Source organism: Micromonospora sp. AP08 (assembly GCF_008085935.1).
GTDB lineage: Bacteria > Actinomycetota > Actinomycetes > Mycobacteriales > Micromonosporaceae > Micromonospora > Micromonospora chersina.
On the sequence record NZ_VSEZ01000015.1, the window covers coordinates 98,893 to 113,796 of the forward strand.

The following is a 14,904-nucleotide window of genomic DNA, read 5'->3' on the forward strand; positions in this document are numbered from 1 at the left end:
GTAGGGGGTTGACGGACCGGCCCAGGACCTGGGCCGTCAGGCCAGCGCGGCCTCGGCGGCCGCCAGGAAGGCGTCGTTCTCGGCCGGCGTGCCGATGGTGACCCGCACCCCGTCGCCGGGGAACGGTCGGACGATCACACCTCGCGCCTCGCACGCCTTGCCGAACTCCACGGCCCGGTCGCCCAGCGGCAGCCAGACGAAGTTGGCCTGGCTGTCCGGCACGTCCGGGACGAACTTGCGCAGCGCCTCGGTGACCCGGTCGCGCTCGGCGACGACCAGCGCGCACCGCCGCTCGACCTCGTCGGCCTGGGCCAGCGCGGCCAGCGCGCCCGCCTGCGCGGCCATGCTCGTGGAGAAGGGGGTGACCACCTTGCGCACCGCGGCGGCCACGGTCGGCTCGGCGACCAGCCAGCCGATCCGCAGGCCGGCCAGGCCCCACGCCTTGGACAGGGTGCGCAGCACCGCGACGTTCGGCCGGTCCAGGTAGCTGAGGCCGTCCGGCACCTCGGGATCGGTGACGAACTCCCGGTACGCCTCGTCGATCACCACGAGCACGTCGTCCGGCACCGCGTCGAGGAAGCGGTCCAGTTCCGCCTTGCGGACCGCCGTGCCGGTCGGGTTGTTCGGGTTGCAGACCAGGATCATCCGGGTCCGGTCGGTCACCGCCGCCGCCATCGAGGCCAGGTCGTGGCCGTGGCCGGCGTCGTTCGGCACGCGCACGCTGGTCGCGCCGCTGGTCGCCGCGATGATCGGGTACGCCTCGAAGGACCGCCACGAGTACAGCAGCTCGTCGCCGGGGAGGCAGGTCGCCCGGACCAGGTGCTCGGCCAGCGCCACCGAGCCGCAGCCGGTGGCGATCCGGTCGGCGTCCACGCCGTACCGCTCGGCGAGGGCCTGGCGCAGCGCCACGACGCCCATGTCCGGGTAGCGGTGCGAAGCGGCCACCGCCTCGGCGACCGCCTCCACCACGCCGGGCAGCGGGCCGTACGGCACCTCGTTGCTGGCCAGCTTGATCGCCTCGGGCAGGCCCAGCTCGCGGGCCAGGTCGGCCGGGCTGCGCCCGGGCACGTAGTTGGGCAGCGCGTCCAGGTCGGCGCGGGTGAGCCGCAGCGGAGGCTGGTGACGTCCGGTGTCGGTCATGGGGTGTCTCCCGGGGGGTTGGCGCGGTCGCGCGGGGCGGTACGGGTGTCGGGCCGGGTGCGGGGGAGCTGGACCACCACGGTCTGCGCCCGCTTGTCGTGCAGGGCCTGGCGCAGCGGCTGGTCGAAGAGCGGGGAGACCGCGTCGACGAACTGGAGCAGCAGGCCGAGGCCGCAGCAGTACCAGAGCAGGGTGGGCAGGCCGAGGGTGCTCCAGCGCCGGGTGGCCCGGCCGAAGCCGAGCGGCTGGTCCGCCTCGACCGGCAGGGCCCGGACGCCCATGAGCCGCTTGCCGAAGGTCTGCCCGCGCGCCGCCATCGAGGGCACCTCGTAGGCGAACCACAGCGCGGTGGCGATCAGCAGGATGGCGATCTGGAGCCCGGCGGCCTGCTCGCCCGGCTGGGGCAGCCCCTCGGTGGAGGTCTCCCCGGCCAGCGACCGGCGCACCGACTCGCGCAGGTACGGCGAGATCTCCTCGATGTAGCGCCAGACGAACCAGCCGTTGACCACGGCGTTGAGCAGGAACACCACGCCGAGGTCGATCAGACGGGCGACCAGCCGGGCGCCGTACGAGGCGAGCGGCAGGCCGTGCGGTCGCGGGGCCGGCGGGCGCCCCGGCCAGCCCGGGTACGGCCAGCCCGGCGGCGGCCCCTGCTGGCCGGGCGGGCCCGCCAAGGGCCCCGGCTGACCGGGCTGTCCCGGCCACGGCTGACCCGGCCCACCGGCCGGCGGCCCCGACCACGGCCCGGGGGCCGGACCGCCGGGGTGCGCACCGGTCACCGGGGCCGGCTGGCCCGGGTGCGGCGCGGCGGCGGCGGCCGGTGCGGCGGCGGGTTCCGGCTCGGGCGGCGGTGGTCCGTCGGGCGGGGTGGCGTCGACCGGGATCGGCGCGCCGATCCACCCCTCGCCGTCCCAGTACCGGCGGGTCTCGGGATCGGCGGGGTCGACGTACCAGCCGGGCTGCACGCTCACGGCCGTGCCTCGGTGTGCTCGCTCACGACGCCGACCCAGTTCGCGACTGCGGGGCTCGCAAACCCGGCTCACTCCTCACGCTCACGGTGCAACCTTAACGACGACGGTCCCGGCGAACTTGTCGTGCAGGCACTGCTGCCAGGGCTTGTCCCAGAGCTGCCAGAAACCGTCGAGGTAGTTGGCGAAGGGAACCAGCGCGCCGGCGACGAACTCCACGAGGTACCGCTTGCCGAGCATGCCCCGGGTGAGCGGGGCGTGCGGGTCGAGCGGGACGATGCGCAGTTTCATCACCTTCTTGCCGAGCGTCTGCCCGCTCCGGCGGGCGTACTCGACGTGGTAGAGCCAGTAGAAGACGAGCATGAGCGCGAGGACGCCGAACTCGGCGAGGAGCACGGGCAGGAAGAAGTCGGTCATGGCGGTGCCGAAGTCGGGCCCGGCCACCGTGCCGGCCGGCCCGGGCGGCGGCAGGTCGTCGACCATCTTGACGACCATCCAGAGGAAGACCGGCGCGAAGAGCACCATCGCCACCGCGGTGGCCACCAGGCCGTCGATCAGCCAGGCCAGCAGCCGCTCGCCGAAGCCGGCCAGCGGCTGCCCGCTGGGGGCCAGGGGAGGCGGCACGAAGGCGGCGTGCGGGGCGTACCCCGGGGGTGGTGGCGGGTAGCTCGGCAGCCCGGCGTACGTGGGTGGGGTGTGCTGCGGCGGCGGCAGGTACGGCCCGGACGGCGGCGCGAAGCCGCCGCCCGCGGGCGGGGGCCCGACGGGCGGCGGAGACGCGGGGGAAGGCTCGGTCACGCGGACAGTGTTACAGGTTCCCGCGCTTCTCCTGCTCCCGCTCGATGGCCTCGAACAGGGCCTTGAAGTTGCCCTTGCCGAAGCCCAGCGAGCCGTGCCGCTCGATCAGCTCGAAGAAGACGGTCGGGCGGTCCTGCACCGGCTTGGTGAAGATCTGGAGCAGGTAGCCGTCCTCGTCGCGGTCGACCAGGATCTTGCGGGACTGCAGCTCCTCGATCGGCACCCGCACCTGGCCGATCCGGGCGCGCAGCTCCGGGTCCTCGTAGTAGGAGTCCGGGGTGTCCAGGAACTCGACACCGGCGGCCCGCATGGCGTCGACGCTGGCCAGGATGTCGTTGGTGGCCACGGCGATGTGCTGGGCGCCCGGGCCCTGGTAGAACTCGAGGTACTCGTCGATCTGCGACTTCTTGCGGGCGACGGCCGGCTCGTTGAGCGGGAACTTCACCTTGCGGGTGCCGTTCGCCACCACCTTGCTCATGAGCGCCGAGTAGTCGGTGGCGATGTCGTCGCCGATGAACTCGGCCATGTTGCTGAAGCCCATGACCCGCTTGTAGAACTCGACCCACTCGTCCATCCGGCCCAGCTCCACGTTGCCGACCACGTGGTCGACGGCCTGGAAGAAGCGCTTCGGCTGGATGCCGGCGTCGATCATCGGCTGCCGGTCCACGATCGGGCCGCGGGCCACGAAGCCGGGCAGGAACGGGCCGGTGTAGCGGGACCGGTCGACAAGCGTGTGCCGGGTGTCGCCGTAGGCGGCGATGGCCGCCATCCGGACGGTGCCGTGCTCGTCGCTGACGTCGTGCGGCTCGACCAGGCCGGTGGCGCCCTGGGCGGTGGCGTGCGCGTACGCCGCGTCCACGTCGGGCACCTCCAGCGCGATGTCGGAGACACCGTCGCTGTGCTTCGCCACGTGCTCGGCGCCGTCGGCGTCGGGGCGGACCGCGCCGGTCAGCACGAACCGCGCGGAGCCGCTGGTCAGCACGTACTGGGCGTGGTCCCGGTAGCCCTGCTCCGGCCCCCGGTACGCCACGCAGGTCATGCCGAACGCGGTGGAGTAGTAGTGGGCGGCCTGCTTGGCGTTGCCCACCAGGAAGTGCACGTGGTCGAGGCCCTTGACCGGGAACGGGTCGCGGGTGATGTCGTGGTCGACGGCGCCGACGAGGGCGTCGACGTCGACCTCCTCGGTCGACTGGGGTCGGTCGATCGCCTGGGTCATGGTGGCCTCCCTTGCGCACCGGCCGGCCTCGTGGGCCGCCGTTGATCTGCTGTTGTGGCGAGGATCGCTGCGCGGCCGCCGGTTGGGCAACAGTTGTCGAAAACCCTGGTCAGGTTGCGCATTCGGTAATATGAAACCCCATGAACACTGGTCAGGATGTACAGCTCGACGGGCTGGATGCCCGCTTGATCGATCTGCTCGCCGAGGAACCCCGGATCGGGGTGCTGGAGTGCTCACGGCGGCTCGGCGTGGCCCGGGGCACCGTCCAGGCCCGGCTCGACAAGCTGGTCGAGCGGGGGGTGATCGCCGGGTTCGGGCCGGACATCTCACCGGCCGCCATCGGGTTCGGGGTGACCAGCTTCGTGACCCTGGAGATCAGCCAGCGGCACGGCCACGACCCGGTGACCGCGCACCTGGCCGCCATTCCCGAGGTGCTGGAGGCGCACACCATCACCGGTTCCAGCGACCTGCTCTGCCGCATCGTGGCCCGGTCGAACACCGACCTCCAGCGGGTCATCGACCAGATCGTCGCCTCGGAGGGCATCCGCCGCGCCTCCACGATCATCGCCCTCGCCGAGCAGATCCCGTACCGCACCCTGCCCCTGGTCCGCTCGGCCGCCCGGGGCGCGTAGCACGGCGGTTGACCGAGAAAGCGGCGCGACACGGCCCTGCGGGGGGCCGGCGCAGCGGTGGTCGTCGCTACCGTGTGCGGTGTGAAGGGCCTTGGCGTACGCGGCTGGTTGCTGCTGGGGCTCATCACCGTGGTCGTGCTCGTCGCCGCCGGGGTGTGGAACCCGTTTCCCGCCATCTCGGACTGGATCGACCGGAGCAGGCCGATCGCCGACCCCGAGCCGGTCTGGCAGCAGCGGGTCGGCGGCACACCGAGAAGCGTCACCATCGCCGGCGACACGGTGATCGTCGAGCAGCGCACCCGGGTCGAGGCGCGCAGCCTGGCCACCGGCGCGCAGCTCTGGGAGCGCAAGGCCGACTGGGCCGCGGTGGCCGGCAGCGACCGGGACCCGGTCGTCGCCGTGGGCAAGCTCCTCGACAAGGGGTACGAGGTGCTCGACCCCACCACCGGCGTGGTGCGTCGCCGCGACGAGCGGGCCATCGCCGTCTGGACGTACCGCAACCTGCTGCTCGACGCCTACTGCGTGCAGCCCACCGACTGCACCCTGCGCGCCTGGGAGCCGCGCGGCACCGCGCCGCGCTGGAGCGCGTTCCTGCCCGGCGTGCACAGCGGGGTGCTCGCCGACAACCCGGAGCTGCTGGGCACCCGGCGCCTCGGCGCGCCGCGGATCGACGAGGGGGTGGCCGGGCCGGAGTCGGTCCCGCCGCTGCTCGGCTTCCCGGTGGACGGCCGGGTGCACGTGGTGGACACCGCGACCGGCCGGGTGCTCCAGAACGTCGAGCCGGGCCGCGAGGAGCGGCTCGCGGTGGTCGGCGGCCGGTTGCTCCGGATCTCGGCCACCTCCCGGGACGGCAGCTGCTATTTCGTCCTCACCGCCGTCGACCCGGCGACCGGGCAGCAGGTGTGGCGGCGCAACGGGGTGAACCTGCGGACCGCCGACTACGCCGGATGCGTGCAGCGGGAGGACCCGCAGGGCGCCCGCAACGTGCTGCTCGGGGTCGCCCCGGACGGGCGCGAGGCGGTCCTCGACGGGTACGACGGCCGGCTGCTCCTCGTCGGCGGGGAGGGCGAGAAGGTGCTCGCCGTCGACGACCGCTACGCGGTGGTGCGCAGCGCCGACAAGCGCTCGCTGTTCGGCCGGGAGCTGACGGCCGACGGCACCCGGTGGACCCGGCCGGCCGGCGGGAAGAGCGGCGCCGCGCTCACCCCGTACGCGGCGCTGATCGCCGAGGAGAAGCCGTCCCGGCTCATCGCGGTCGAGCCGCGCAGCGGTCAGGAGCTGGTCCTGCTGCGCACGTCGGCGAACGCCCTGGCGGTCGGTCCGCACGGCATGATCATCGGCGAGGGCCGGGAGATCGGGTACGTCCGCTGGGGCGCCGGCGCCGCCGCGGTGCCCCCGCCCGACGAGGGCGCGGTGCCCGCGCCGGACCCGGGCGACACCTGGCGACCCCCGACCGACCAGGGCAGCTGCGGCCCGAAGAACGAACTCTGCGCCGACGGCAAGTGACGCCGGGTGAGAGCGGCGTCCCAGGACGCACCCGGCGGGTGCCACCGATCGACGGCTCTGCCCTAGGCTTTTCCGTCATGAGCAGTGCCGCCGCCTTCTCGTACGCCCCCCTGCTGCCGACCGGACCCGACCAGACGGAGTACCGCCTGGTCACGGACGAGGGCGTCGACGTCGTCGACGGCCCGGGTGGCCGCCGTTTCCTCACCGTGGAGCCCGCCGCGCTGACCGCGCTGACGGCCGAGGCGATGCACGACATCGCCCACTTCCTGCGCCCGGCCCACCTGGCCCAGCTCCGGTCGATCATCGACGACCCGGCGGCCTCGCCGAACGACCGGTTCGTCGCGCTGGACCTGCTGCGCAACGCCAACATCGCCGCCGGTGGCGTCCTGCCGATGTGCCAGGACACCGGCACCGCGATCGTGATGGGCAAGCGCGGCCGGCACGTGCTCACCGACGGCGCCGACGCCGAGGCGATCTCGCGCGGCGTCTACCAGGCGTACACCCGGCTCAACCTGCGCTACTCCCAGCTCGCCCCGCTGACCATGTGGGAGGAGCGGAACACCGGCAGCAACCTGCCCGCCCAGGTCGAGCTCTACGCCGAGGACCCGGACGGCCACCCCGACGCCTACAAGTTCCTCTTCATGGCCAAGGGCGGTGGCTCGGCCAACAAGTCCTACCTCTACCAGGAGACCAAGGCGCTGCTGAACCCGACGCGGATGATGCAGTTCCTGGAGGAGAAGCTGCGCCTCATCGGCACCGCGGCCTGCCCGCCCTACCACCTGGCCATCGTCATCGGCGGCACCTCCGCGGAATACGCGCTGAAGACCGCCAAGTACGCCTCGGCGAAGTACCTGGACGCCCTCCCGACGCAGGGCTCGATGAGCGCGCACGGCTTCCGCGACCTCGAACTGGAGGCCGAGGTGCTGGAGCTGACCCGCAACTTCGGCATCGGCGCGCAGTTCGGCGGCCGCTACTTCTGCCACGACGTCCGCGTGGTCCGGCTGCCCCGGCACGGCGCGTCCTGCCCGGTGGCCATCGCGGTCTCCTGCTCGGCCGACCGGCAGGCGGTCGCCAAGATCACCCCATCGGGCGTCTGGCTGGAGCGCCTGGAGACCGACCCGGCGCGCTACCTGCCCGACGTCACCGACGCCCAGCTGGACACCTCCGAGGTCGTCCGGGTCGACCTCAACCGGCCGATGGACGAGATCCGCGCCGAGCTGTCGAAGTACCCGGTGAAGACCCGGCTGTCGCTGACCGGCCCGCTGGTGGTGGCCCGGGACATCGCCCACGCCAAGATCGCCGAGCGGCTGGACGCCGGTGAGCCCATGCCGCAGTACCTGCGGGACCACGCCGTCTACTACGCCGGCCCGGCCAAGACCCCCGAGGGCTACGCCTCCGGCTCGTTCGGCCCCACCACGGCCGGGCGGATGGACGCCTACGTGGAGAAGTTCCAGGCGGCCGGCGGGTCGATGGTGATGCTGGCCAAGGGCAACCGTTCCGCCCAGGTCACCCGCTCCTGCCAGGCGCACGGCGGCTTCTACCTCGGCTCGATCGGCGGCCCGGCGGCCCGCCTCGCCCAGGACTGCATCAAGCACGTCGAGGTGCTCGAATACCCCGAGCTGGGCATGGAGGCGGTCTGGAAGATCGAGGTGGAGGACTTCCCGGCCTTCATCGTGGTCGACGACAAGGGCAACGACTTCTTCGCCGAGGTCACCAAGCCGGTGCTCACCGTCGGGCGGCGTTGACCTTCGACGCGCGTACGCGAAAGGGGCGCCGGGTATCAGGCCCGGCGCCCCTTCGTCGTCTGGCGCTCATCGACATCGGTGCGCCCGCCCGGGTGTTCGCCCGACCGGGCGCACCGCCCCCGTCGGATGCCGTCACCGACAACCCGCGCACGAGTGTCACCGCTGCCGCTGTCGATCCGCTATCAGATCGCTATCGCCGGTGGAGGGCGATCTGTGCGCACCGGGTTACCCTTCAGTAAGTTGCATAACGGGCGTACGGGGGCGCAGATGCGGTTCGGGATCCTGGGACCCTTGCGGGTCGGTGGCGGAGAAGCCACCGTCACCGCGGGTCGGGACCGGACCGTGCTCGCCATGCTCCTGCTGCGTGCCGGCCGGGTGGTGCCCATCGAGGAGCTGGTCGACGCGGTCTGGGAGGAGAGCCCGCCGGCCACCGCGCGGGCCCAACTCCAGACCTGCGTGTCGCGGCTGCGACAGCGCCTTGCTGTGCTCCGTCTGCCGCCGGAGACCATCGTCACCGACCCCATCGGGTACGGCATCCGGGTTGATCCGGCCGACCTGGACGCCGAGGTCTTCGCCCGCGGTGTCGAGGCCGCCCGCGCGGCGGTTGCCGCCGGCCAGCCCACCGAAGCCCGAGCGCACTACCGGGCGGCCCTCGCGCTCTGGCGGGGTCCGGCGTTGAGCGGCATCGCCAGCCGGAGCGTTCGACGCCGGGCGCAGGCCCTCGACGAGCAGCGCCTCGCCGTGCTGGAGGAGTGCGTCGACGTCCAACTGCGGCTGCGGCAGGCGGCCGACCTGATCGACGAGCTGACCGAGAGCGTCGACCGCCATCCGCTGCGGGAGCGGCTGCGCGGCCAGCTGATGCTCGCCCTCTCCGCGGTCGGCCGGCAGGCCGACGCCCTCGGCGTCTATCGGGAGGGCCGCCGAATCTACGCCGAGGAACTGGGCATCGAGCCCGGTGCCGCGCTACAGGAGCTGCACCAGCGGGTGCTCGCCGGTGACCTGGCCCTCGGCGGCCCGGAGAGCCTGGTCACGGTCCCGATCCGCTCGCTGCCCCGGGCGATCAGCGACTTCACCGGGCGGCAGCAGACGGTGTCCCGGCTGGTGAAGGAGATCGAGGAGGACGGCGTCCGGATCCAGCTCATTGACGGGATGGCCGGCAGCGGCAAGACCACCCTCGCCGTGCACGTGGCGGCCGCACTCGGCGACCACTACCCGGACGCGCAGCTCTTCATCGACCTGCACGGGCACAGCGAGCGGACGCCGGTGCCACCCGGCGCGGCGGTGGCCGCCCTGCTGCGTCAGCTCGGTGTCCCGGCGGAGCGGGTGCCGCTGGAACTCGACGACCGGCTCGCCCTCTGGCGCAGCGAACTGGCCGGCCGGCGGGCCCTCGTGGTGCTGGACAACGCCGCCACCGCCGACCAGGTGGCGCCGCTGCTGCCGAACGGCCCCGACTGCCTGGTGCTGATCACCAGCCGTCGCCGGTTGGTCGGCCTGGACGAGGGCCGCCCGTCGTCGCTGCCCGTGCTGGACCGGGAGGAGGCCGTCGAACTGCTGGGTCGGGTGGCCGGCGAGGAACGGGTGGCCGCCGAGCCGGAGGCCGCCGCCGAAGTGGCCCGTCGGTGCGGGTACCTGCCGCTGGCCATCCGGTTGGCCGGTGCGCGGCTCGCGCACCGGCCCCGCTGGCGGGTCGCCGACCTGGCCGGGCGCCTGGTCACCGGGTCCGGGCCGCTGGCCGAGCTGGCCGCCGGGCAACGGTCGGTGGGGCAGGCGTTCGCGCTGTCGTACGCCCAGGTCTCCCCGGCGGCGCAACGGCTGTTCCGGCTCCTCGGCCTGCACCCCGGCGCGCGGTTCGACAGCCGGGTCGCCGCCGCGCTCGGCGACGTCGGCCTGCCGCTCGCCGAGGACCTGTTGGACGAACTGGTCGACGCGCACCTGGCAGAGGAGGTGGAGCCCGGCCGGTACCGGCTGCACGACCTGATCCGGGAGTACGGCCGGACGCTGCTCAGCGCGCCGGAGCGGGCCGCCGAGCGACGGGAGGCGCTGGCGCGGCTGCTCGACCACCACCTGCACGTCACCGTGGCGATCGCCCGCACGTTCGAGGCGGCGGGCAGCCGGAAGACGCTGCCGGCGGGCGCGCCGGAACGGGGTGATCTGGTGGAGGCGGCGGCCGCCGAGGGGCGGCCCTGGTTCGAGGAGAACCTGGCCGCGCTCACCGTCCTGGTCCGGCTGGCCGAGGAGGAAGGCTTTCCGGAGCGGTGCTGGCAGCTGGCGCGGGCCTGCTGGCGCCTCAACTTCGACGGCGGGCACCTCGACGAGCTGATCGAGACGCACACGATCGGCCTCCGGGTCGCCCAGCGGGTCGGTGACGACATGGCCGTCGCCTCCATGCTCAACTACCTGTCCTCGGCCTACTACCGGCTGGCCCGCTTCCCCGAGGCGATCCGGCTCATGGAGATGGCACTCGACCTGCGCCGCCGGCTCGGGCTGCGGAGCGAGGTGCTCAGCACGCTGTGGAACCTCGGTGTCTCCTACGCGGTCAACGGTGACTACCGCCAGGGCATGGCGCGGTTCGACGAGGCGCTCCGGCTGGTACGGGGCCTCAACGACGCCGGCGAGCTGACGAATCTGCAGAACAACCTCTGCATGGCGCTGCTCGCCTGGGGTCGGTACGAGAAGGCGCTGCACATCGGCCGGCTGCACCTGCTGCTGGCCCGCCAGACCCGCGACCTCCGGCAGACCTCCCACGCCCTGGGGCACCTCGGAATGATCAGGCACCGAATGGGTGATGCCGCACCGGCCCGCCGGCTCCTGCGGGTCGCGCTCCACCTCAAGCGCCAGTTGGGCAACCGCTACGGCGAGGGCGAGGTGCTCAACGAGGTCGGCATGCTGGAGCGGGAGGACGGCCGTCCGGAGCGGGCCGCCGCCCTGCACCGCGACGCGCTGGTAGCGATGACCGAGGTGGGTGACCGGATCGGGCAGTGCGCCTCGCGCAACCTGCTCGCTCTGGCCATTCGCGACCAGGGGGACGTGGCGAGCGCGCTGGACCTGCACCGCCGGGTGCTCGCCGACGCCACCCGCATGGGCGCTCGCTACGAACAGGCGCGGGCGCTCGACGGCATCGCCCGCTGCCTTCGGGACACCGACCCCGACGCGGCCCGCTCGCACTGGACCCGTTCGCTGGCGCTGCTGCGCCAGATCGAGTCGCCGGACCAGCACGAGGTGGAACGGCTGCTGTCGGACCTGGACTGAGCGATCATCTGCGAGTCCGCGGCGGGCGCGGCAGGATGGAACGCGTGACGACTCCAGAGGCGACCGGTTACCGGATCGAACGCGACTCGATGGGTGAGGTGGAGGTCCCCGCCGAGGCACTGTGGCGGGCGCAGACCCAGCGCGCCGTGCAGAACTTCCCGATCTCCGGGCGGGGCATCGAACCGGCCCAGATCAAGGCCCTGGCGCAGATCAAGGGCGCGGCTGCGCAGGTCAACGCCGAGCTGGGCGTGATCGACGCGGACGTGGCCGAGGCGATCGCCACGGCCGCGGCGCACGTGGCCGACGGCGGCTATGACGACCAGTTCCCGGTCGACGTCTTCCAGACCGGCTCGGGCACCTCGTCCAACATGAACACCAACGAGGTGATCGCCACGCTGGCCGGCCGGGAGTTGGGCCGGGGCGTGCACCCGAACGACGACGTCAACGCGTCCCAGTCCAGCAACGACGTCTTTCCCTCGTCGATCCACCTGGCCGCCACCCAGGCCGTGGTGGAGGACCTGCTGCCCGCGCTGAAGCACCTGGCCGGCGCCCTGGAGGAGAAGGCGGCCGAGTTCGAGACCGTGGTGAAGGCCGGGCGTACCCACCTCATGGACGCCACCCCGGTCACCCTGGGCCAGGAGTTCGGCGGGTACGCGGCCCAGGTCCGGTACGGCGTCGAGCGGCTGGAGGGGGCGCTGCCCCGGCTCGCCGAGCTGCCGCTCGGCGGCACCGCCGTGGGCACCGGCATCAACACGCCGCTCGGCTTCGCCGCGAAGGTGATCGAGAAGCTGCGCGCCTCGACCGGGCTGCCGCTGACCGAGGCGCGCAACCACTTCGAGGCGCAGGGCGCCCGGGACGCGCTGGTGGAGACGTCGGGCCAGCTCCGCACCGTCGCCGTCGGCCTCTACAAGATGGCCAACGACATCCGCTGGATGGGCTCCGGCCCCCGCGCCGGCCTGCGCGAACTGCGCATCCCCGACCTCCAGCCCGGCTCGTCGATCATGCCCGGCAAGGTGAACCCGGTGGTCGCCGAGGCGATGCGGCAGGTGTGCGCGCAGGTGATCGGCAACGACGCCGCGGTGGCGTTCGCCGGCTCGCAGGGCGACTTCGAGCTGAACGTGATGCTCCCCGTGATGGGCCGCAACCTGCTGGAGTCGATCCGGCTGATCTCCGCGGCGAGCCGGCTCTTCGCCGACCGCCTGGTGGCCGGCCTGGTCGCGGACGCCGAGGTCTGCCTGGCGTACGCCGAGGGCTCGCCGTCGATCGTCACCCCGCTCAACCGCCACCTCGGGTACGACGAGGCCGCCTCGATCGCCAAGGAGGCGCTGGCCAAGCAGGTCTCCATCCGCGAGGTGGTGATCTCCCGCGGCCACGTCGACTCGGGCAAGCTCAGCGAGACCCAGCTCGACGAGGCCCTGGACCTGCTCCGGATGACCCACCCCTGATCACGGCGCCGCCCTGATAACCGCTCGCCGAAGGCCGGGTCGGCGGGCATCATCCGGTCATGGGCGGTGACGGGGTGCTGCTGGAGACGGCGCGGCTGCGGCTGCGGCGGTTCACCATGGACGATGTGGACGACCTGGTCGAGCTGGACAGCGACCCGGAGGTCATGCGGTTCCTGACCAACGGCCGGCCGACCCCGGCCGACACCGTCCGGGGCGAGCAGTTGCCCCGCCTGCTGGCCCGGTACGACCGTCACCCCGACCTCGGCCGGTGGGCCGCGCTGGACCGGGGCGCCGGCGAGTTCCTCGGTTGGTTCGCGCTCGACCCGTCCGACGACGGGAGCGAGGGGGAACTGGGCTACCGGCTGCGGCGTGCCGCCTGGGGGCGGGGTCTGGCCACCGAGGGGTCGCGGGCGCTGGTGCGGCACGCCTTCGACGTGGTGGGCGTCCGGCGGGTGTGGGCCGAGACGATGGCGGTCAACGACCGGTCCCGTGCCATCATGGCCCGGGCCGGGCTGCGCCACGTGCGTACCTTCCACCTGACCTTCGACGACCCGATCCCGGGCGCCGAGCACGGCGAGGTGGAGTACGAGCTGCGCCGGGAGGACTGGCCCGGGGTGCGTCAGGAGTGGGACGCCGCCTTGCGGGCCCGGTAGGCGCTCACCGCGGCCCGGTTGCCGCAGCCGGCGTCGCAGAACCGGCGGGACCGGTTCTTGGAGAGGTCGACAAGCACGTTCTCGCAGTCGGGGTGGTCGCAGCGGCGCAGCCGGCTCAGCTCGTCCATCCGGACCAGGTCGGCCAGGGCCATGGCGGCCTCGACCGCCATCCGGGTGGCCAGCGGCGCGTCCCGCGGCACGGCGTGCAGGTGGTACGGCTCGTCGTCGTGCCGGACGAGTTGCGGGAGGGCGTGCGACTCGCGGAGCAGCCCGTTGACCACCGCCACCACCTCGTCGGTGTCGGCGTACCAGATCCGCCGGAGCCGGGGCCGCAGCGCGCGGACCTCGCGCAGCTCGGCCTCGGTGTGCTCGTGCCGGCCGGTCCACCCGTACGCGGTGAAGAACTCGTCGAGGGCGGCCACGTCCGGGAGCCCCTCCCGATCGGGACCGGCCGTGTTGACCAGCGCCGCGGACGCGATCAGGCCGCACTCGGTGTCATGAGCAAACAGCAACTTGACTCCTGTCGGGGTGCCGGCCTAGCGTCATCAGCATAACCCCGTTTGACTCATGTCCGGTCGACCCAAGGAGCTGTCGATGCGTGAACGGCCCGGCGTCGGCCTCGGCCTGGCGCTGCTCTCCGCGCTCACCTTCGCCACCTCGGGCACCTTCGCCCGACCGCTGATCACCGGCGACTGGTCCGCCGAGGCCGTGGTGCTCGCCCGGGTCGGCATCGCGGCCCTGGTGCTGGCCGTGCCCGCCCTGCTGGCGCTGCGCGGCCGGTGGCCGGTGCTGCGCCGCAACGCCGGCACGCTCGTGGTGTTCGGGTTGCTCGGGGTGGCGCTGGCCCAGGCGTGCTTCTTCAACGCGGTCCGCTACCTGCCGGTCGGCGTCGCGCTCCTGCTCGAATACCTCGGCATCGTGCTCGTGGTGGGCTGGATGTGGCTGGTCCACGGCCAGCGGCCCCGGCTGCTCACGGTGGCCGGTTCGCTGACCGCCCTGTGCGGGCTGGTGTTCGTGCTGGACCTGACCGGCGCCGGCCGCCTCGACCTGGTCGGCGTCCTCTGGGGACTCGGTGCCGGGGTCGGGCTCGCCGGCTACTTCGTCATCGCCGGCCGGGTCGACCCCGCGCTGCCCTCCGTCGTGATGGCCAGCGGCGGCATGGCGGTCGGCGCCCTCGTGCTGCTCCTGCTCGGGCTGGTCGGGGCACTCCCACTGCGCGCCGGCACCGCCGACGTCAGCTTCGCCGGCCACGAGATGAGCTGGCTGGTGCCGATCGCGGGCCTGTCGCTGATCGCCGCGGTGGTCGCCTACCTGACCGGGGTGGCCGGGGCCCGGCTGCTCGGCGCGCGGCTGTCCTCCTTCGTCGGGCTGACCGAGGTGATGTTCGCGGTGCTGATCGCCTGGCTGGTGCTGGGCGAGCTGCCGAGCGCCGTCCAACTGCTCGGCGGGGCGCTCATCGTGGCCGGTGTCGCCCTGGTCCGGGTGGACGAACTGCGCGGCGGTCGCACCGAGCCGGTGGACGAGCGGGCCGACGCGCCGGCACTGGCGTGAG

Annotated in this window: 12 protein-coding genes; 7 read left to right on the plus strand and 5 right to left on the minus strand. The window is 73.2% G+C overall.

The window, feature by feature from the left end; translation table 11 throughout:
* Window positions 1–36 precede the first annotated feature (36 nt).
* The 4 genes from hisC to hppD all read right to left on the minus strand — a co-directional run bounded on the left by hisC (window position 37) and on the right by hppD (window position 4,122).
* Window positions 37–1,140: a histidinol-phosphate transaminase gene (gene hisC, locus FXF50_RS23200; RefSeq protein ID WP_148430980.1), complete on the minus strand. Its 1,104-nt coding sequence runs from the start codon at window positions 1,138–1,140 to the stop codon at window positions 37–39.
* Window positions 1,137–2,111 carry an RDD family protein gene (locus tag FXF50_RS23205; protein WP_148430981.1) on the minus strand — a complete coding sequence of 325 codons (975 nt, stop codon included), beginning with the start codon at window positions 2,109–2,111 and terminating at the stop codon, window positions 1,137–1,139. The genes hisC and FXF50_RS23205 overlap by 4 nt, the downstream gene beginning before the upstream one ends.
* An 81-nt stretch (window positions 2,112–2,192) precedes the next feature.
* Entirely contained in the window at window positions 2,193–2,906 is a 714-nt protein-coding gene (locus FXF50_RS23210) for an RDD family protein (RefSeq protein ID WP_148430982.1), read from the minus strand.
* 10 nt (window positions 2,907–2,916) lie between these two features.
* On the minus strand, window positions 2,917–4,122 hold the full coding sequence (hppD, locus tag FXF50_RS23215) for a 4-hydroxyphenylpyruvate dioxygenase (RefSeq protein WP_148430983.1): 1,206 nt from the start codon (window positions 4,120–4,122) through the stop codon (window positions 2,917–2,919).
* 140 nt (window positions 4,123–4,262) lie between these two features.
* Between hppD and FXF50_RS23220 the strand changes: the two genes are divergently transcribed.
* The 6 genes from FXF50_RS23220 (at window position 4,263) to FXF50_RS23245 (ending at window position 13,352) form a co-directional block, all read left to right on the plus strand.
* On the plus strand, window positions 4,263–4,754 hold the full coding sequence (locus FXF50_RS23220; protein WP_148430984.1) for an Lrp/AsnC family transcriptional regulator: 492 nt from the start codon (window positions 4,263–4,265) through the stop codon (window positions 4,752–4,754).
* 72 nt (window positions 4,755–4,826) lie between these two features.
* Entirely contained in the window at window positions 4,827–6,260 is a 1,434-nt protein-coding gene (locus FXF50_RS23225) for a PQQ-binding-like beta-propeller repeat protein (RefSeq protein ID WP_148430985.1), read from the plus strand.
* Between the two features lie 77 nt (window positions 6,261–6,337).
* A complete protein-coding gene (locus FXF50_RS23230) occupies window positions 6,338–8,005 on the plus strand; it encodes a fumarate hydratase (RefSeq protein WP_148430986.1) in 1,668 nt (555 codons plus the stop codon).
* 267 nt (window positions 8,006–8,272) lie between these two features.
* Window positions 8,273–11,254, plus strand: a complete 2,982-nt coding sequence (locus FXF50_RS23235; RefSeq protein WP_148430987.1) for a BTAD domain-containing putative transcriptional regulator — start codon at window positions 8,273–8,275, stop codon at window positions 11,252–11,254.
* Window positions 11,255–11,298: 44 nt separating this feature from the next.
* Window positions 11,299–12,699: a class II fumarate hydratase gene (locus FXF50_RS23240; RefSeq protein WP_148430988.1), complete on the plus strand. Its 1,401-nt coding sequence runs from the start codon at window positions 11,299–11,301 to the stop codon at window positions 12,697–12,699.
* Window positions 12,700–12,758: 59 nt separating this feature from the next.
* Entirely contained in the window at window positions 12,759–13,352 is a 594-nt protein-coding gene (locus FXF50_RS23245; protein ID WP_148430989.1) for a GNAT family N-acetyltransferase, read from the plus strand.
* Here FXF50_RS23245 and FXF50_RS23250 read toward each other — a convergent pair.
* Window positions 13,319–13,864 (minus strand): CGNR zinc finger domain-containing protein, encoded by a 546-nt coding sequence (locus FXF50_RS23250; protein ID WP_148430990.1) that lies wholly within the window; start codon window positions 13,862–13,864, stop codon window positions 13,319–13,321. The genes FXF50_RS23245 and FXF50_RS23250 overlap by 34 nt on opposite strands.
* Window positions 13,865–13,946: 82 nt before the next feature.
* On the opposite strand from FXF50_RS23250, the gene FXF50_RS23255 reads away from it, so the two are divergent.
* On the plus strand, window positions 13,947–14,903 hold the full coding sequence (locus tag FXF50_RS23255; protein WP_148430991.1) for a DMT family transporter: 957 nt from the start codon (window positions 13,947–13,949) through the stop codon (window positions 14,901–14,903).
* Window position 14,904 lies beyond the last annotated feature (1 nt).